The following is an 18970-nucleotide window of genomic DNA, read 5'->3' as shown; positions in this document are numbered from 1 at the left end:
AAGATGAATATACCAAAACGCTACAGTGAAATGACACCACATGAGCTTCGAGAAGAAATTGGGGTTTTGAAGGAGCAAGCAGTAAAGGCTGAGCAACTTGGAATTGTAAATGAATTCGATGTATTAATGAGAAAGATGGCTATGGCTCGTGCTTATATGACTGATATAAACAAATTCCATATTGGTGAGACATATGAATTAGTAGAAGAACCTGGTATATTATTTAAAATTACGTATTTCAATGGGGTATTTGCTTGGGGATATAAGCAAAATGATAATGAAGAGATTGGAATACCAATTTCCTTGCTGCAGGAAAAATAAAAACCAGAGAGTGAATATCTCTCTGGTTTTCATCTTTGGTAGGCGTTAAAGGAGATAGGAGATTCTAAAATTGGCGTTTTTTAGATTCATTTGCCAATATAATGAGAGACTGGGTTTGTTGCGTCTGTCCGTTAACTTGCGCTTTCGCATGTTTCGGACGAGTCCACGTATGGTTAAATAATTCAGAACGACTATCTAAATGGTCACGGTAGCTCATCTTTATCACCTCGTGTAGGAAGTTAATTTAGTTTAGTTTGTACTACTCTTCCTGCTGATTTGCAGCACGCATACGTTCTTGTGGGTGCGTGTTAATTGTGCCGTTAGGTCTTTTCGAAGCGAAGCGTGATTTCGCCTTCGGCTGACCTTCGATTTTGCTGTTATTTTTTGATTCAGACCAAAATTCGGCTTGTCTACCCATTAAGAACGCCCCCTCATTATCAGTTGATACCTCTTTAAGAAGTATCAATTATAGAATGTGCAAAATAGAAAAAACTATCCTTTAGAAATTAAGGGAATAAATAGGTAAAAGGAGAATAGAACATGAATGATATTTATGAAACATTAACGAAAGAATTATTAGATAAGAATGACAACCTTTCTTACGCACAAGCTCGTGCATGGGTTGAATTACTGTGGGAAGATTTTCAAACAACTTATGCTAAATCAGGCCGTTACCAAGGTGATGAAATGACTGAGCAAGTGGTACGAACATGGATTAATAATCATGGAGGGCGCCTTCATGAAATGCGTACAAATAATCCGAAGTATAGCCATTTGATCAATCAAGAAGATCATTTGAAACATTAAAAAAAGCGACTTAGGTCGCTTTTTTTAATGTGGGAGCAATTCCAGTTTCTTTCGAAGTTTTTCTTCGCTGAAAATCCACCCTGTATATGAACTAATAATATTTAAATTTTGATCGAGCTGAACGATTGCAACGAATGGATAATAATCTTTACTTCGATACCGTAAATCAATGAACCGAACTTCAGAATAGTTATCATAATCGAAAATATCCCAGCGGTATACAGGCGAGAAAGATAAGAAAGCAGAGATATTTTCATCCCGCACAGCAGCTTGCATAATGGCAGTATTCGGGAATGGTACACGATCAAATTTATCGTATACAAGAATGTTACCGCGGTGCCATCTTGCGACGTAGTAATGTTCAGTTGTAACGACGGCTAAGTGATAATGATAAAATTTGTAAGAGGGAGAAATAATTACTTTCTCTACATTTTTGAAACGTTTGTATACTACACTTTTGATATTTCGATGCATCATAATGCGGCCGATGTAGTAAACAAACATTAATATATACGCTGCTAAAGCAGTGTATCCTTTATGTGCTCCGACAAGCATACAGGCGATAGCGAGTATGTGGATAAAGAAAATGACAGTATCGAACGTATTAATTATGCCGAGTGCTACCCATTTTCTTGTGAAGGGCCGTAATGCCTGTGTACCATAGGCATTGAAAATATCCACAAAGACATGAAGAAAGACGGCAATAAATGACCAAAGTAATAGATGCAGATATGGAGCGTCTGAAAAGAAGGCGAAAGAGATGCCACTTATAAGGAATGACCAAAGAATCACTGCAGGAATGGAATGAGTAATTCCACGATGATTTCTTATATATTTAGCGTTATTACGCAATTTTAAAACTGTATCGATGTCAGGAATATTGGAACCAGCAATTGTTGCAAGCATCACTGCTTGTGGCCCAATATCACTTTGTGCTATGACTGGATCTAACGTTGCCAAACTGCCTAGAGTAACGCCCATAACAAGGTGAGTGGCTGTATCCATAGAAATCCACCTCCGTTTTTTTATTAATGTAACTCTTTTTATTCGATACCTCAAGTCCTTTGCCTTCTATTTCCTATGTCATCTTACTTAAATTTTTTCCTAAAATCTTTATAATAGTACTTATATGCAAAAAAATGAGGGGGATCAAGTTTGACACTTGAAGTATTAAATAAGTTTAACATAGAGCAGTTTCAAAATGATTTAATTGGTTGGTTTGAAAAAGAACAACGCGATTTACCGTGGCGAAAAAATAAAGATCCATACCGTGTTTGGGTTTCTGAAATTATGTTACAGCAAACACGGGTAGAAGCTGTAAAACCATATTACGCAAATTTTATGGGGAAGTTTCCTACGCTGGAGGCGCTAGCAAATGCCGATGATGAAGAAGTATTAAAAGCATGGGAAGGCTTAGGTTATTATTCTAGAGCACGAAATTTACATGCCGCAGTAAAAGAGGTAAAAGAAGTATATAACGGGGAAGTACCGAGCGATGTAAAGAAAATAGAAAAATTAAAAGGAGTGGGACCATATACAAAAGGTGCCATTTTAAGCATTGCATTCGGTATACCAGAGCCAGCAGTTGATGGAAACGTTATGCGCGTATTATCTCGTATTTTATCAGTGTGGGATGATATTGCAAAACCAAAGACTAGAAAAGTTTTTGAAGATATTGTGCGTGAAATTATCTCAACAGAAAATCCATCTTATTTTAATCAAGGTTTGATGGAATTAGGGGCATTAATTTGTATACCGAAAAACCCATCTTGCTTACTTTGTCCTGTGTGTGAACATTGCCGAGGGTATGCTGAGGGTGTTCAAAAAGAACTACCAGTGAAAAGTAAAGCGAAAGCACCTACAATGGTACCGCTCGTTGCAGGAGTGCTTCAAACTGAAGATGGTCGTTACGTAATTAATAAACGCCCAAGTGCGGGACTATTGGCTAATATGTGGGAGTTCCCGAATATTGAACTCGGTGAAGGTATTCGAAATCAGAAACAACAGCTTACGGATTATATGAAGGAAAGCTTCGGACTCTCTGTTTCAATTGATGAATACGCGATGAATGTACAACATACTTTTACACACCGTACTTGGGATATATTCGTGTTTTACGGAAAGATAACAGGCGATATTACCGACACAGATACATTAAAGTTTGTATCGAAAGAAGCATTTGAACAGTTACCTTTCTCGAAATCACATCGTACTATTTACGAAAATTGTGTTGAGAAAATTACAATGCAATAAATGAAAAAAACGTGTTCTAGAATTTTGGAACACGTTTTTTTATTGAAAATAATTTTGTACTCTGAGTTTAAAGAATCGCGCTTTTATAATCCACCCCGTGACTCAATTTCTTTCACAATTTCTTTATAAATCGTTTGCCCCTCTACGTTTAGATAAGGCATAATTTGCTGAAATGAATGATGAAAATAAGCTAATTCATCTTCTTTCCATTCATTTTTTGAAATCATAGTTAGTTCAGTCATATCGCGTCCAGCGTACATATATCCACCTCCGTCATATGTAGTTTGAATGAGTGATAAGAGATATATGCGGAAATTATAAAAAGAAAATTACGGATAGATTCTAGATAGATTGGTTACATTATTTGTTGTGGAGGTGAGAAAGATGAGTAAAAAACAACAAGGTTATAATAAGGCAACTTCTGGTGCTAGCATTCAAAGTACAAATGCTAGCTATGGTACAGAATTTGCAACTGAAACAAATGTACAATCAGTAAAACAAGCAAACGCACAATCAGAAGCAAAGAAAGCACAAGCTTCTGGTGCTCAAAGTGCAAATGCTAGCTATGGTACAGAGTTTGCAACTGAAACAGATGTGCATGCAGTGAAACAAGCAAACGCACAATCAGCTGCAAAAAAATCACAATCTTCTAGCTCAAATCAGTAATGAAGGAAAAACACTTCTCTAACTCAAGAGAAGTGTTTTCTTTAGGTGAAGGTCATTGTAATGAAAATGTAGTGACCGACATAACTTCTAATAAGTCAACAAATGTAGTCAAAGGAGAAAGAAGTTAGCGATTAGAAATATGTAATAAGAATTACAATTGGTGAATGAATTAAAAAGGGGGCAAGTGATGAACGATTTTGATAAGTTGGTAGGAGAGCAATTGGAAACGATGGATGAGCTGTTAAAGTTACAAGCACATTTAGAAAAATATCAGCAAATTGAAATGAGTGAAAGAGATACGTGTGATAAAAAAGAATTACATTTTATCCGTCAAGAAATATATAGAACAGAATTAGCATTAAAGCTTTTGCATGAAAGATTTGAACAACAAACGAATAACGTGATTCAATCTTTTGAAACCGAAAAAATAATTTCAAATTAAGGATGAGACATATTGTTAATTGTAGGTGAAAAGCCCTTCCTTAAATGGAGATGAGAAAGGGCTTTTCTTTTGTTATATCCTCGTTTAATCTTCGGAAAATACGTTCTACTAATCCAATGGGAATTTTCCTTTGTTAAAAGGATTGAAGATGTTCAATCCAATAATAAAACTTCATTAAATTCATCGTGAAAACTAGAGGCTTATCGCTTTAGTTTTAAAATTTTGACAAAAAAGTTATAATAGAAAAAAAGTGAATGCAGTTCAAGGGGTAGTTGAGGCAACTTAAGAAGGGCATTTGCAGCTGAAAGAAGGGAGCATATATGGGATTTCCCAAAGAAGGAGAAAAGGTACAAATACATAGTTATAAACATAATGGCTCCATTCATAGAATGTGGGAAGAGACAACAATTTTAAAAGGGACGCAGAGTCTTGTGATCGGAGCGAATGATCGTACAGTAGTTACAGAATCAGATGGCCGGACATGGATTACTCGTGAACCTGCGATTTGTTACTTTCATGCCAATTATTGGTTTAATGTGATTGGAATGCTAAGGGAAGAAGGAGTATATTATTATTGTAATTTAAGTTCTCCTTTTGCATATGACTCTGAAGCATTAAAGTATATTGATTACGATTTAGATATTAAAGTGTATCCAGATATGACATATACACTTTTAGATGAAGATGAGTATGAAAAGCATAGTCAAATCATGCAGTATCCACCTGTTATTGATACAATTTTAAAACGAAATGTAGCACATTTAACACAGTGGATTCATCAAAGAAAAGGTCCATTCGCACCGGATTTCGTAGATATGTGGTACGAAAGATATTTAATGTACAGAAATTAAAACAAACCTGCAGGGGATTCCCCGGCAGGTTTGTCCTATTAGAGGGGGGATTATGTGCAAGGTATAAAAAGATATTTACAATTTGTTAAACCATATCGATGGCTCATTGCTATTACAATTATTATTGGTCTTGTTAAGTTCGGTATTCCGCTTATTATGCCATGGTTATTAAAGTATATTATTGATGATGTTATTCAAGGTGGGGGTTCGCTTCAAGAAAAAACGTCCCAATTAATAACCGCAATTGGGATTGCTTTTTTTATTTTTGCAGTATTAAGACCGCCTATAGAATATTATCGTCAATATTTCGCGCAGCGTATTGCCAATACAATACTATACGATTTAAGAAAGCATATTTTTGGACACTTGCAAAAGTTAAGCTTACGCTATTATTCGAACACAAAAACAGGAGAGATTATTTCACGTGTAATCCATGATGTAGAACAAACGAAGGACTTTGTAATTACCGGTCTTATGAATGTCTGGTTAGATACTGCAACAATTGTTATTGCCATTTTCGTTATGTTTTCTATGAATATAAAATTAACCTTTGTTGCTTTATTAATCTTACCTATTTATGTAGTTGCAGTGAAATATTTTTTCGGGCGCCTTCGAAAATTGACGAAAGAGCGCTCACAAGCGTTAGCCACTATGCAAGGATATTTACATGAACGTATTCAAGGTATGCAAGTGACACGAAGTTTTGCATTAGAAGAGTATGAAAGAGGACAGTTTGAAAAGAGAAATAATGAATTTTTAACGAAAGCACTAACTCATACGAGTTGGACGGCGAGAACGTTTTCAGCAGTGAATACGTTAACGGATTTAGGGCCGTTACTTGTTATTGGTTTTGCAGCGTATGAAGTAATTCAAGGTTCGTTAACACTTGGGACTATGGTGGCCTTTGTTGGATATATGGATAGTTTATATAGTCCGCTTCGTCGCCTCGTCAATTCATCTACAACATTAACGCAGTCTTTCGCGTCGATGGATCGAGTGTTTGAATTGTTAGATGAAAAATACGATATTGTTAATGTGCCAAATGCAGTGCAAGCTAAAAGATTAGATGGAGAAGTTATATTTGATAATGTTTCTTTTCGTTACAATGAGGATGAAAAAGAGATATTGCATAATCTGTCATTAACTATGCGGCCGGGAGAGAAGGTAGCGCTTGTAGGAGCGAGTGGGGGAGGAAAGTCATCTCTCGCCAGTTTAATTCCACGTTTTTATGATGTTTCTGACGGTGCAGTTTATGTAGATGGGATAGATGTAAGACGGTATGATATGAGAAGTTTGCGCAGTTGTATTGGAATTGTACTGCAAGATAATTTATTGTTTAGTGATACGATTGGGGCTAACATTTTATATGGCAATCCGAAAGCTGCAAAGGCGGAAGTAATTTCAGCTGCCAAAGCTGCACAAATTCATGATTTTATTACAGAATTGCCAGATGGTTATGATACTGTCGTTGGGGAGCGCGGTGTGAAATTATCTGGTGGACAAAGACAACGGGTTGCAATCGCACGGGTTTTTCTAAAGAATCCGTCTTTGCTTATATTGGATGAAGCAACTTCAGCTTTAGATTTAGAAAATGAACGATATATTCAAGAGGCACTTCAAACGTTAGCTGCAGATCGAACAACAATTATTATTGCACATCGATTAGCGACAATTACGCATGTTGATACAATTATTTATGTTGAAGAGGGTGAAATAAAGGAAAAAGGATCTCATGAAGAATTAATGAAAAAAAGGGGGTTTTATTACAATTTATATCAGCTTCAACATATAACAGAAACAGCTCCTTTAGCGTAAAAGGAGCTGTTTTTTATTCGTCTTCTTTTTTATCGTCGATTTGGAGTTCACTTTCTGGTTTATGGTATGTGTAGAAGCTATCCACAAGTAAATCTAAATGCTCTACTTCTTCACTATAATTAATAATTGAAGAAATAAGAGGGAAGAGATGTAACCATATTTTATATGCTTCCTCATCGTCCTTGTTTTGATAATCCATAAAGATATCAATCAATTCTTGTTTACCTGTTTCAACTTCATCAAGCATCTCAACAGATTGTTGCTTCTTTGCTTTCCCAATAAACTTTAACAAAACTTGTTCGTGATAATGCGTTAACGAATCGAGTTCGTTTTGAATAGACTCCTGAAATTCTTCTGGCATATAGCGCAGTTCATTTTCAGTACGGTGTAATGACTTTAATGTACTTAAAGCACGACTTGTTGTCGCCAACATTTGTCTAAACAAAACGAGTTTGCGAATTTTTGCGAATTGTATTTTCTTCGTGTAACTTCTCTCTTCTTTATAAAGTAAATAATAATGATTTAGTTTAATCATTTTTTCTTTCATGCGATCAATATCGGTTTTTAGAGTTGTAAAATCAGAAGCTTGCCTACTATTCATACGAATCCATTTGACAATTTCCTCTGTATTATCAACGATGCGATGGTAAAGTTTTGTTTCATATTTTGGCGGCATAAATACTAAATTTACAAGCGAAGCCGCAATAATTCCAATCATAATTGTCGCAAATCGAAGTAAGGCAAAACTAAAGAAATCTTCGCCTTGATATTCCATAATGGCGATAACCGTTACTAAAGCGATTGATATTGTGTTTTCTAAGCGTAATTGTAATGTAAGAGCAATTACTAATATACATGTTAATCCAATAATAAAAGGATTATGTCCAAAAGCAGTAGCAAATACGATAGCGAATACCGCACCAATTACGTTTGCTTGGATTTGCTCAAGAGCAGTTAAATACGAGCGGTATACGGACGGCTGAACAGCAAAGATAGCTGAGATTCCTGCAAATACTGGACTCGGTAATTGAAGTAAAATACAAGCAAATAAAGCTAATGTAATGGCAATACCCGTTTTTAAAATGCGAGCACCAAGTTTCATACCCTTATTAATATCCTTTCTCTTGTCATAATGAATGTACAACATGATACTATACATTCATTACAATATGTTAGCAAGTGATATTTTAGTGACGTTAAAAAGTTTAATAAAGAAATTAAGATTAATTTATCTCGATTGGTGTGGACTAATAATTAGTGGGGGATGAACCCCCCATACTGATTAAAGTTTCACTTTATAATTTATCCAAATTCTCTTTAAACATCTATTCTCTAATGAAAAAACCTGCTGAATTCCAGCAGGTTTCAAATTGTTACTATAGATTACTATGCGATGCTCACTTCGTCAATTTTTTTATAAAAAATACATGTTGTACATATTATTCAGTTGAAATAGATGGATCCGTCTGTTCTTTTTTCGGGATAATTTCATAAAAGTGAAGCTGAATATCATCTAATAGTGGTGTTAATAAAGCGACTTCTTCATATTGTTCATGCTCATTTAATACACGAATGTAGTCTAATAATAATTCATTCACATTTTGCACACCATTTTTACTAATTGGTTGTAATGTTACATTTGCTCCCTTAGCGATTCTTCTTTTTAAGGCCAGCTCTGTTAAACCTAAATTTGGTTCGTGACGTAGATAAACAACACCACCAGTCATACCAGCACAAATCCACGGACCAGGATCTCCTAAAACAAGAGCACGACCATTTGTCATATATTCAAAAGCAAATCCTTTTATATTGGAATATGCTCCTATATTTCCTTGTTCCTTTTCACGGAGTGGTTTTGTAATTCTACCCCCAATAATCATGTCTGCTCCAGAGAGGCGAATGCCAGCACGAGCATCGGCGTTACCTTGCACGTATAATGCCCCTTTTTGAGCGCCGTATCCAAATCCTTTTCCGACAGAACCGTTATAATATGTTCCGTCTTTTCCTTTTGCTTTCGTTATATAAATACCACCGCCAAATGAAGTTTTTCCAATTCCGTCTTGCGCACCACCATTTACGTGTATAAATAAGTTTTCGCTATTGTAAGCACCTAATCCGTTTCCAGGAACAGAACCGTTTGTATACTTTAATGTAAGTGGTTCAAGATGAGTGTTTTCATATAATTTACTACGAACACGATAACAGGATTCTAGACCACCCATTACGCGTTGCTCTACGCCGACGCTTACTAATTCTTTGGACTGGAGAGAATTCGTTGTTTTAAATTGTTTTTCTTGTTCAGCTTCCGTTATTTTCACGGATGAATCTTCTATCGCTTGTATTAAATTACGTAAGTCTAATAAGTCCTTGCCTCGAGTTTGCTCTAATAAATCCGATCGCCCGACGATATCTTGTAGGTTTGTGTAACCAAGCTGGCTTGTTAAACGTTTCAGTTCTACACCGAAAGTAGTGAATAGGCTTAATAGCCCGGCAACTGCGCTTTCTAATTCACGTGGAACGAAGCGGCGCAGTCCATGTTCTTTCGCTTGAGCTTCAGATTCAATTTGTGTTGCAATTCCGACGTGGCACGTATCGAGATGACAACCACGGCAAGTTGTACAGCCAATTGCAATCATTGATAATGTTCCAAAACCAATTCTGTTTGCTCCAAGGAGCATGATTTTCAAAGCGTCATTTACGCTACGGATACCACCATCTGCCCAAATTTCCACTTTATGTCTCATATGCGCTTCTAATAGAGCGTTATGAGCAGCTTTAACACCTACTTCTACAGGAAGACCTACATGTTGCAATGCGTGAATACGTGCAGCACCTGTTCCACCATCAAACCCGCTAATGTTAATAAAATCAGCACCAGCTTTTGCAATACCTACAGCAATTGTTCCAATATTAGGAACGACAGGGACTTTAACAGCTACTTTTGCGAGGTGGTTAGCTGTTTTAATTTCTGTAATCATTTGAGCTAAGTCTTCAATTGAATAAATATCATGGTTGTTAGAAGGTGAAATTAAATCTGAACCAATTGTAGCATTACGTGCTTCAGCAATTTTGGCAGTTACTTTTGAACCTGGTAAATGTCCACCTTCACCAGGCTTTGCACCTTGACCGATTTTTATTTCAATTAAATTTGATGAATTTAGTAGTTCGGCGTTTACTCCAAATCGGCCAGATGCAACTTGTTGTCCACGTGTATGTGGATATTTACCAATCATATCTTTAATTTCGCCGCCTTCACCATTCAAACTAATCATATTTAGTTGATCGGCAGCTTCTGCATACGCACGAAAGGCAATCTCGTTTTGAGAACCGAATGACATGGAACTAATAATAAATGGTAAATCATGATTGTGAATACCGATGGAAACTTTTTCAGTCGGAACTACATGCTTTGCTTGCTTTGTTTGAACAAGATGCCGAATTGCGATTGGGTTATTTTCTTCTAATTCACTTAACTTATCGCGGTAATCATCATAAGAGTTTCCTTTTGCAACATCACCAATTGCTTTCCAAATCCGCGGGAATATATGAAATGATTTTCTCATTCTAACTTTTGGATTGTTATAATCAATCGCTCTCATTTTCGCGTCTGCAGCAAGTGCTTCAAGTGAAAAAGCTAAAGCATTTGAACCAAAGAAATTTGTAATTTGTAATGTATTTGCGATTTCCTCATGCAATCCGATAGAGGAAAAGAGACGACCGTAACCGCGTAATTCATGAATCCCAATTGTTGAAATTACTTTTTCTAGTCCTTTATTAAGTGCAGTATATAAATTAGTAATTGGTGCTATTGTTCCATCATTTACAGTTGCGAACAATAAATATGGATTAATACCATCTGCTCCTAATCCATACAGCGTTACGATATCGTGTAAGGAGCGTAGGGCACCGGAACGTATAACGAGAGAGCAGTTTCGACGTAATTTATTTTCAGTTAATGCTTGATGTACTTTAGCAGTAACTAAATGTGGATCAATCCATAACTGTTCATTTTGATGTGCTTTGTCGTCATCTAATAATAGTAGGGAAGCACCATTTGTAACGGCAGCTATCGCTTCAGAACTAATTCGATTTAATGCGCATTGTAAAGTTTCTGATGGACTGAACGTAACAGAAATTGTAGAGACAGAGCTATGAGTAATGAATAGCTGTATAAGTTGTTCATACGTAATCGTGTTTAATTCTTCTGCGATAGATTGGGCTAAACTTCCTTCTAAAATAATTGGTGAAAGCATCTCGACTACAAATGGCTGTTTAGAGTTGTTTAATAAACTTGGACGCTCTCCGAGTACAGTACGTGTGGAGAAGTGTTCGACTTCTCGATCACGATCGATTGCTGGATTTGTAACAACGGCTACACTCTCCTTAATGAAATCAGCAATATTTCGTCTATCTGTATCAAGTGCGGCAAGTGGTGAGTCATGCCCAAGTGAACGAATTGGTTCGACGCCTTTTGTTGCCATCTGTTCAAGAAGCTGAATATGTTCTCGATCCCAGCCAAAAGCAACGTATTGCTTCGTTTCAACTTGAACAGAATCACATAATCCTCCAATTTCTTTCGTTTCAGGGATAGATAAATTTAAATGATAATTGGTAACATCGATTCGTTTCTTAAAACGGTTATAAACTTCCGTTTGGTATTTGTCGTATTCATAGAGAACAAGTTCATTTTGTTCATTCCATTTTAATCCGACTTTTTCTCCGGGAGCGAGTGGTTTTGGTTCTGCTACATATTCAGTTGGTGATACAACCCCAGGTTCAGAAGAGAAAATATAAGAGCTTTCTGTCTCTACTTTCCACACTGGGCGTAAGCCGAGGGAATCAACACTGAAAACAGCTTCATCCTTATAACGTGAAATGATGCCAGCTGGACCTTGTGCGAAGTGCCCCCAGGCCTCACGTATATAAGTGTATAAGTTTTGTAAGTTTGTTTCGTAAAGTTTTATTTCATTAATAATTGGCGGAAATAATATATCCATCGCTTCAAATAAGCTGTAGTTATACTGAACGAGAAGGGTTTCTAAGGTGCGGTTTAAATCTTGGGAATCACTGCCCCCGGCAGTGAGTGATACAGCAATCATTTCAGCTTGATTGCGTAATTTTGCAATCGTGTTAATTTCACCATTATGTCCGAGAATGCTAAATGGTTGTACACGAAAAAAATTAGTTAACGTGTTAGTAGAATAGCGATTATGTCCCAGTGTCATAGTTGAAGCAATAAGTGGGTGTTGTAAATCATTGTAATAGGCAACGAGTGTATCGCCAGCACCGAGAACTTTATATACAACATGGTCATGACTTAATGAGGCAACATGAATTGCTTCATTTTCTTCTATTTTTATTGTTACAGAAAATAATGTTTGTTCAATATTTTCAACTTCACTTTCGGCGATAAGGGCAACTTGCCAAAATAAAGGTTCTTCTTGTTTACCAAGAGGACCGAGTGCATCGGAGTTTATTACATCATCATTTTCGAGAAGAATTGTAAGTTTTTCATTGTGTAGTTGCGTACGAATGTAATTTTTTAAATCAGCAATGTTTTCTTTTTTATTTAGAAAAAAATGTCCAACGATAAAGTGGGGATGATCCACAATCGTTGGATTATATCCGCTACTTTTCAGTTTTTCATTCCAAAGTTCTTTTGGTACATCAATGTGAATTCCGATACCATCTCCTTCGCCATTAATGAAACCAGCTCTATGATTCATTTTGACTAGTGATTGTATACAAAGGTCGATATTTTCTTTTGTAGGAATTCTTCGTTTTTCCATAACGGAAACGATTCCACACGCATCATGTTCTGCATTTTTATAATTTCGAAATAAAGACGGTGTCCATTTATTTGTTTTATTGAGCATCCGTCAATCCCCCCTCTGGAAATTGAATTTTGAATAATCTTACTATTTAAGGCGTAATCAGCCTTGTATACAGGGATAGTAAGGATATAAAAGAATATAAAACAGATAATTATGAATAATTATACTATTAATGAGGGATTTATGAAATAGAAAAAAGGAAAAAAGAAAGGTGAGCTTTCTTTTTTCCTTTTAATGACGGGATTATTTATTGTCTGCTAAAGCAGCAAATGCTCTGCCGACAGCTTCGATTGTATATTCAATATCTTCTTTTGTATGTTCTGTCGTTAAGAACCATGCTTCATATTTAGATGGTGCTAAGTTAATACCTTCTTGAAGCATAAGTTTGAAGAATCTACCGAACATTTCACCATCTGTATTTTGGGCTGCATCGTAATCTTCAATTGTATTTGTTGTGAAGTATACAGTTAATGCACCTTTTAGACGGTTTACTGTAATATCGATGTTATGTTTTGTAGCTTGTTCTAGAATACCTTTTTCAAGCATTGCTCCAAGTTCATCTAATTTCTCGTATACGCCCTCTTGTTGAAGTACTTCTAAGCACGCGATACCTGATGCCATAGAAGCTGGGTTCCCTGCCATTGTACCAGCTTGGTATGCAGGGCCGAGCGGAGCAACTTGTTCCATAATTTCTTTCTTACCGCCGTAAGCGCCAATTGGAAGTCCGCCGCCAATAACTTTACCAAGTGCTGTTAAATCTGGTGTTACGCCAAGTAAATCTTGAGCGCCGCCGTACATAAAGCGGAAAGCAGTAATAACTTCATCGTAAATTACTAGTGCACCAGCTTCGTGAACAAGTTCATTCACTTTTTCAAGGAAGCCTGGTTTAGGTTCTACAATACCGAAGTTTCCAACGATCGGTTCTACAAGGATAGCTGCTACTTCGTGTCCCCATTTATCTAATGCCTCTTTTAAAGTTTCTACATTATTAAATGGAACGGTAATAACTTCTTGTGCGATACTTTGTGGCACACCAGCTGAATCAGGAGTTCCAAGAGTAGAAGGACCAGAGCCAGCTGCTACAAGTACTAAATCGGAATGACCGTGGTAACAACCAGCGAATTTCATGATTTTTGTGCGGCCAGTGTAAGCACGAGCGACACGAATGGTTGTCATAACGGATTCTGTACCAGAGTTTACGAAGCGGACTTTATCTAAAGCAGGCATTGCTTCTTTTAACATTTTTGCAAATTTTACTTCTAGTGCTGTTGGAGTACCGTATAGTACACCATTTTCAGCTGCTGTTTTAATTGCTTCTGTTACGTGTGGATGAGCATGTCCAGTAATAATAGGGCCATATGCTGCTAAATAGTCGATATATTTATTTCCATCTACATCCCAGAAATAAGCACCTTTTCCACGTTCCATTGCAACAGGAGAACCACCCCCAACTGCTTTGTAAGAACGAGAAGGACTATTAACACCACCAACGATATGTTCTAAAGCTTCTTTATGTAATGCTTCTGATTTCGTGAAATTCACTACAATTCATCTCCTTACAAAAATCTATGTATTATTCTAACATGTTTTTCGAAAAGACGTATTGTTTGTGATAGAGAGAGCAGTTGGGTAAACTATTCGTTGTGACATTTAGGAAGGGGGTCCGATTATGAAATCGGTAATTGAGGTACAAGGGTTACGTAAAGAGTTTACAGCCTATTCAAGTCGTCCAGGATTAAAGGGTGCATTTCGCGATTTATTAAATCGTAATTATAAAATAGTACCAGCAGTAAATGATGTTTCTTTTACTGTAAAGCAAGGTGAAATGGTTGGTTATATTGGTGAAAATGGCGCTGGTAAATCAACGACGATTAAAATGCTTACAGGAATTTTGACTCCGACATCAGGACAAATTACAGTGAACGGCATGAATCCACATAAACAGAGAGAAGAATTTGTAAGAACAATCGGTGTTGTGTTTGGTCAACGTTCTCAGCTTTGGTGGGATATCGCTGTACAAGAATCATTTCGTTTATTGAAGAAAGTGTACGGTGTATCGGACGCTCAGTATAAGGAACATATGGAACATGTTATTGAAACGTTAGATATCGGTCCTTTATTAGATAAACCGGTACGAAAATTATCTCTTGGTCAAAGAATGCGTTGTGAATTGGCAGCGGCGTTAATTCATAATCCGCCGTTATTATTTTTAGATGAGCCAACAATTGGGCTAGATGTTCTTGTGAAATTAAAAATACGAGAATTTTTAAAAGAGATGAATGAACGTTATAAAACAACAATTCTGTTAACGACTCATGATATTACTGATATTGAAGCTTTATGTGAACGCGTCATCATGCTTGATGAAGGAAACATTATGTATGACGGGTCTTTAGATAACCTTCGCACGCAGTGGGGAGCGGAGAAGGAAATACATTTTCAGTTTGTTGCCCCAGTTTCATACCAGGCGTTATCAATGGTTATGCCTGATAATCATGTTGTTTGGTCAAAAGCAAAAGAGGAAAATGCGTGGGTTGCAAAAATACCAAATGAAGAAGTTATCATTTCTATGCTGATTTCTAAAGTAGTACAAGCCTTTCAAATTAAAGATTTAAAAATTAATGAAGTGTCTACAGAGGAAATTATTCGTAACATTTATGAAGAAGGTATTAGGCATGGGTAAGTATATTGAAATGATTCGGATTCGCTTTTTAATGATGCTTGCCTATCGTACAAATTATTACAGTGGGATTTTAATTTATACAATTAATATAGGTGCGTATTATTTTTTATGGCAAGCGATTTATAGCGGGAAAGAGAATATTGAAAGTTTATCTATTTCGCAAATGACTACGTATATTGCGATCGCATGGATGGCACGTGCTTTTTATTTCAATAATATAGATAGAGAAATTGCGATGGAAATTCAAGAAGGACGTGTGGCGGTAGAGTTAATTCGTCCGTATAATTATTTAGGCATGAAGGTTATGCAAGGTCTTGGAGAAGGGATGTTTCGTTTCGCTTTCTTTTCAATTCCGGGTATGGTTATTGTTACGTTATTATTTTCATTACAAATTACAACGAATTTTCAAACGTGGTTATATTTCTTCTTATCTTTAATATTTAGTTTTATCATTAATACACAAATAAATTTAATGACAGGAATGCTTACATTCTTTTTATTTAATAATAGTGGAATTATGTATGCGAAACGTGTTGTAATCGATTTGTTTTCTGGTTTATTATTACCGATTAGTTTTTATCCGTTATGGGCCCAAAAAGCAATGGTGTTTTTACCGTTTCAAGCAATTAGTTATATTCCGAGTATGATTTTCTCTGAAGGTATACAAGGAAGTAAGTTATATGAAGCTTTATTATTTCAAATGATTTGGGCAATTATACTTATTATTCCAATTGTGCTGATGTGGAAAACGGCGAGAAAACGTCTAATTGTACAAGGGGGATGATGAGATGCTATATATAAAGTTGTTTTTGCAATATGCAAGCCAATATATAAAAACAAAATTGGAGTATCGAGGCGATTTTATCGTTGGATTACTTTCAGATTTATTGCTACAAGCTGTTAATTTAATCTTCATTCTCGTTGTGTTTGGGCATACCCAAGAGCTAAAAGGGTGGAGCCGAGAAGAAGTAATCTTTATTTATGGTTTCTTTTTAGTACCGTTTGCTATTTTTTCAGCTTTCTTTAATATATGGGACTTCAATGATCGGTACATTATTAAAGGAGAAATGGATCGTGTATTAACGAGACCGATTCATAGTTTATTTCAAATTATATTAGAAAGAATGGAACTTGAATCTCTAATTGGGGCCATTACAGGGATTATTGTAATGGGCTATGCGGCATTGGAGCTGCAATTATCTTTTTATTGGTATGATTTCTTCTTATTCCTACTTATGGTAGGAGGAGGTGCACTTGTATACGGCGGGATATTTGTTACGCTTGCGAGTCTTGGCTTTTGGTCAGATGCGAAAAGTTCTATTATGCCGCTTATGTATAACATAGGTAATTATGGGCGCTATCCTGTTAATATTTATAACCGTGTTATTCGCTTTATTTTAACGTTTGTCTTACCATTTGCGTTTGTTGGGGTATATCCAGCAGCATACTTTTTAAGAAAAACAGAGTGGAATAGCTATGCATTCGCAACACCAATTGTTGGTATTATCTGTTTTACTATTGCAATTACCCTCTGGAATCAAGGGGTTAAACGATATCGTGGTGCAGGAAATTAATTATAGAAGCTTGTTCGTTTCTAAGGGATAAATTAGCTGTAGTCCTCATACATATAAAATGAGGTGGAGGACATGTTATGGGGATTTATTCTATTAATTGCAGCAATCGCTATTTTGAGAAGTGTCCAATTATTATGGAGTTCATATTCAGATTCCAAGCGTTTCTTTTCGCTGTATAATTTAGCCACATTGTTTTTAATTTATACAACGGTATTGATTGCGTTTGGATTAAGTTATGTTGTATTAGAGGAAATGGATTTTACAGTTTTGAAAGAAGATGGGGATAGGCTCGATGCTCATTCCTTTCAACTTGTTGAAATATGTTTATATTTTAGCGCAGTTACTTTATTGTCCGTTGGATATGGTGATATAGCTCCGATTGGAATCGGAAGATGGATTGCAATTGGAGAAGCGCTAATTGGATATACATTACCGTTTGCTTTTGTAGTAAGGACTGTAATGGACAATGAAAAATAAGGTAGCATTTGTTATAGTAATAGAAAAGAGAAGGAGTGATAACAATGATCACAGTAGGAGAAATGGCACCGGAATTCACATTAGAGGGAAGTGGCGGAGAACAAGTTCGCTTAGCTGACTTCCGCGGGGAAAATGTAGTTCTATATTTTTATCCGAAAGATATGACTCCAGGGTGTACAACCGAAGCATGTGATTTTCGCGATGCGTATGGATTATTCCAAGAGAAGGATACGGTCATCCTTGGTGTAAGTCCGGATTCGGTGAACAGACATATGAAATTCATTGAGAAGCATGAGCTCCCATTTATACTTTTAGTAGATGAAGATCATAAAGTAGCAGAATTGTACGATGTTTGGAAGTTGAAAAAGAACTTTGGAAAAGAGTACATGGGAATCGAGCGTTCTACATTCCTTATTAATAAAGACGGTGAACTTGTAAAAGAATGGCGTAAAGTGAAAGTGAAAGGACATATTGAGGACGTCCTTTCTTATATAAAATAAGCTATAGTGGGAAGAAAAAAATACATATGTAAGGCATGTGTCTATACATATTTTCCCACGATACATAAAGTGAAAGTGTAGGGCATACCTCCTCAGATGATAATATTCTAAGTGCGATTATGTCGCACTTTTTTCTATGTAAATGTATAGAAAATGGGGGAAGATACATAAGAATAAGGCTATATATAAAAATAAACCACATACTTATAGTAGAAATATTGACGATTTATAAGAAAAGGGGTACACTCTTTATAAGAATTATAAAATAATAATCCGTATAGAATCGGGGTGCATGACGGTGGTCAAAGAAGAATTAAAAGAAGCGCTAGAAATGCTGAAAAATACGGGTGTACGCATTACTCCACAGCGTCATGCTATTTTAGAGTACCTTGTGGAATCTATGACGCACCCAACAGCGGATGACATTTATAAAGCATTAGAAGGTAAGTTTCCGAATATGAGTGTTGCAACTGTCTATAATAACTTACGTGTGTTTAAAGAAGTTGGACTTGTAAAGGAATTAACTTATGGAGACGCTTCAAGTAGATTTGATTATGTTACAAGTCAACATTATCATGTGATTTGCGAAAAATGTGGTAAGATTGTTGATTTTCCTTATGGAGGTTTGGAAAAACTTGAAGAGGAAGCTGCGAAAACGACAGGCTTCGTTATTAATAGTCATCGCTTAGAAATTTATGGCGTTTGTCCAGAGTGTCATAAGGCGTAATATATAATAAAGAAAGAGGG

20 protein-coding genes are annotated in these 18970 nt (G+C 36.2%); 13 read left to right on the top strand and 7 right to left on the bottom strand.

Annotation, left to right across the window (positions count from 1 at the left end):
- Positions 1 to 3: 3 nt before the first annotated feature.
- Positions 4 to 321 carry a YfhH family protein gene (locus tag U860_RS0111790; protein WP_002174743.1) on the top strand — a complete coding sequence of 106 codons (318 nt, stop codon included), beginning with the start codon at positions 4 to 6 and terminating at the stop codon, positions 319 to 321.
- A gap of 64 nt (positions 322 to 385) precedes the next feature.
- On the opposite strand, the gene U860_RS31430 is transcribed toward U860_RS0111790, so the two are convergent.
- Both U860_RS31430 and U860_RS0111780 read right to left on the bottom strand, forming a co-directional pair.
- Positions 386 to 538: a YpzG family protein gene (locus U860_RS31430; RefSeq protein WP_033795415.1), complete on the bottom strand. Its 153-nt coding sequence runs from the start codon at positions 536 to 538 to the stop codon at positions 386 to 388.
- Positions 539 to 580: 42 nt separating this feature from the next.
- A complete protein-coding gene (locus tag U860_RS0111780) occupies positions 581 to 739 on the bottom strand; it encodes a small, acid-soluble spore protein K (RefSeq protein WP_002113845.1) in 159 nt (52 codons plus the stop codon).
- Positions 740 to 861: 122 nt separating this feature from the next.
- Between U860_RS0111780 and U860_RS0111775 the strand changes: the two genes are divergently transcribed.
- A complete protein-coding gene (locus tag U860_RS0111775; RefSeq protein ID WP_002174745.1) occupies positions 862 to 1128 on the top strand; it encodes a YfhJ family protein in 267 nt (88 codons plus the stop codon).
- Between the two features lie 24 nt (positions 1129 to 1152).
- Here the strand turns inward: U860_RS0111775 and U860_RS0111770 are convergent, their stop codons facing one another.
- The gene (locus tag U860_RS0111770) at positions 1153 to 2133 is read right to left on the bottom strand and encodes a metal-dependent hydrolase (RefSeq protein ID WP_002174746.1); all 981 of its coding nucleotides are present in this window, start codon (positions 2131 to 2133) and stop codon (positions 1153 to 1155) included.
- Positions 2134 to 2283: 150 nt separating this feature from the next.
- On the opposite strand from U860_RS0111770, the gene mutY reads away from it, so the two are divergent.
- Positions 2284 to 3381 (top strand): A/G-specific adenine glycosylase, encoded by a 1098-nt coding sequence (gene mutY / locus U860_RS0111765; RefSeq protein WP_025148688.1) that lies wholly within the window; start codon positions 2284 to 2286, stop codon positions 3379 to 3381.
- An 83-nt stretch (positions 3382 to 3464) separates the two neighbouring features.
- Here the strand turns inward: mutY and U860_RS35850 are convergent, their stop codons facing one another.
- Positions 3465 to 3641, bottom strand: a complete 177-nt coding sequence (locus tag U860_RS35850; RefSeq protein ID WP_002174748.1) for a hypothetical protein — start codon at positions 3639 to 3641, stop codon at positions 3465 to 3467.
- 124 nt (positions 3642 to 3765) lie between these two features.
- Between U860_RS35850 and U860_RS0111755 the strand changes: the two genes are divergently transcribed.
- The 4 genes from U860_RS0111755 to U860_RS0111740 all read left to right on the top strand — a co-directional run bounded on the left by U860_RS0111755 (position 3766) and on the right by U860_RS0111740 (position 7155).
- Positions 3766 to 4047: a gamma-type small acid-soluble spore protein gene (locus tag U860_RS0111755; protein ID WP_025148687.1), complete on the top strand. Its 282-nt coding sequence runs from the start codon at positions 3766 to 3768 to the stop codon at positions 4045 to 4047.
- Between the two features lie 187 nt (positions 4048 to 4234).
- Positions 4235 to 4489, top strand: a complete 255-nt coding sequence (locus U860_RS0111750; protein ID WP_002174752.1) for a YgaB family protein — start codon at positions 4235 to 4237, stop codon at positions 4487 to 4489.
- Between the two features lie 320 nt (positions 4490 to 4809).
- The gene (locus tag U860_RS0111745; protein WP_000506627.1) at positions 4810 to 5340 is read left to right on the top strand and encodes a DUF402 domain-containing protein; all 531 of its coding nucleotides are present in this window, start codon (positions 4810 to 4812) and stop codon (positions 5338 to 5340) included.
- Positions 5341 to 5394: 54 nt separating this feature from the next.
- Complete coding sequence (locus U860_RS0111740) at positions 5395 to 7155, top strand: ABC transporter ATP-binding protein (protein ID WP_025148686.1); 1761 nt, start codon at positions 5395 to 5397, stop codon at positions 7153 to 7155.
- Between the two features lie 13 nt (positions 7156 to 7168).
- On the opposite strand, the gene U860_RS0111735 is transcribed toward U860_RS0111740, so the two are convergent.
- From U860_RS0111735 to hemL, 3 genes are all read right to left on the bottom strand, one after another.
- The gene (locus U860_RS0111735; protein ID WP_002174754.1) at positions 7169 to 8257 is read right to left on the bottom strand and encodes an aromatic acid exporter family protein; all 1089 of its coding nucleotides are present in this window, start codon (positions 8255 to 8257) and stop codon (positions 7169 to 7171) included.
- 337 nt (positions 8258 to 8594) lie between these two features.
- Entirely contained in the window at positions 8595 to 13031 is a 4437-nt protein-coding gene (locus U860_RS0111730) for a glutamate synthase-related protein (RefSeq protein WP_025148685.1), read from the bottom strand.
- A gap of 201 nt (positions 13032 to 13232) precedes the next feature.
- A complete protein-coding gene (gene hemL / locus U860_RS0111725; protein ID WP_025148684.1) occupies positions 13233 to 14531 on the bottom strand; it encodes a glutamate-1-semialdehyde-2,1-aminomutase in 1299 nt (432 codons plus the stop codon).
- A gap of 127 nt (positions 14532 to 14658) precedes the next feature.
- On the opposite strand from hemL, the gene U860_RS0111720 reads away from it, so the two are divergent.
- The 6 genes from U860_RS0111720 to perR all read left to right on the top strand — a co-directional run bounded on the left by U860_RS0111720 (position 14659) and on the right by perR (position 18950).
- Positions 14659 to 15672 carry an ATP-binding cassette domain-containing protein gene (locus tag U860_RS0111720; RefSeq protein ID WP_025148683.1) on the top strand — a complete coding sequence of 338 codons (1014 nt, stop codon included), beginning with the start codon at positions 14659 to 14661 and terminating at the stop codon, positions 15670 to 15672.
- Positions 15665 to 16456, top strand: a complete 792-nt coding sequence (locus U860_RS0111715; protein ID WP_002174758.1) for an ABC-2 family transporter protein — start codon at positions 15665 to 15667, stop codon at positions 16454 to 16456. The genes U860_RS0111720 and U860_RS0111715 overlap by 8 nt, the downstream gene beginning before the upstream one ends.
- A gap of 4 nt (positions 16457 to 16460) precedes the next feature.
- Complete coding sequence (locus U860_RS0111710; RefSeq protein ID WP_002174759.1) at positions 16461 to 17246, top strand: ABC-2 family transporter protein; 786 nt, start codon at positions 16461 to 16463, stop codon at positions 17244 to 17246.
- Between the two features lie 72 nt (positions 17247 to 17318).
- Positions 17319 to 17723, top strand: a complete 405-nt coding sequence (locus tag U860_RS0111705) for a potassium channel family protein (protein ID WP_002174760.1) — start codon at positions 17319 to 17321, stop codon at positions 17721 to 17723.
- A 44-nt stretch (positions 17724 to 17767) separates the two neighbouring features.
- On the top strand, positions 17768 to 18223 hold the full coding sequence (bcp, locus tag U860_RS0111700; RefSeq protein ID WP_002174762.1) for a thioredoxin-dependent thiol peroxidase: 456 nt from the start codon (positions 17768 to 17770) through the stop codon (positions 18221 to 18223).
- A gap of 298 nt (positions 18224 to 18521) precedes the next feature.
- Positions 18522 to 18950 carry a peroxide-responsive transcriptional repressor PerR gene (perR, locus tag U860_RS0111695; RefSeq protein ID WP_000237829.1) on the top strand — a complete coding sequence of 143 codons (429 nt, stop codon included), beginning with the start codon at positions 18522 to 18524 and terminating at the stop codon, positions 18948 to 18950.
- Positions 18951 to 18970 lie beyond the last annotated feature (20 nt).

The organism is Bacillus sp. H1a, from assembly GCF_000633475.1.
Lineage (GTDB): Bacteria > Bacillota > Bacilli > Bacillales > Bacillaceae_G > Bacillus_A > Bacillus_A paramycoides.
This window is presented reverse-complemented; position numbering and strand designations above follow the sequence as displayed.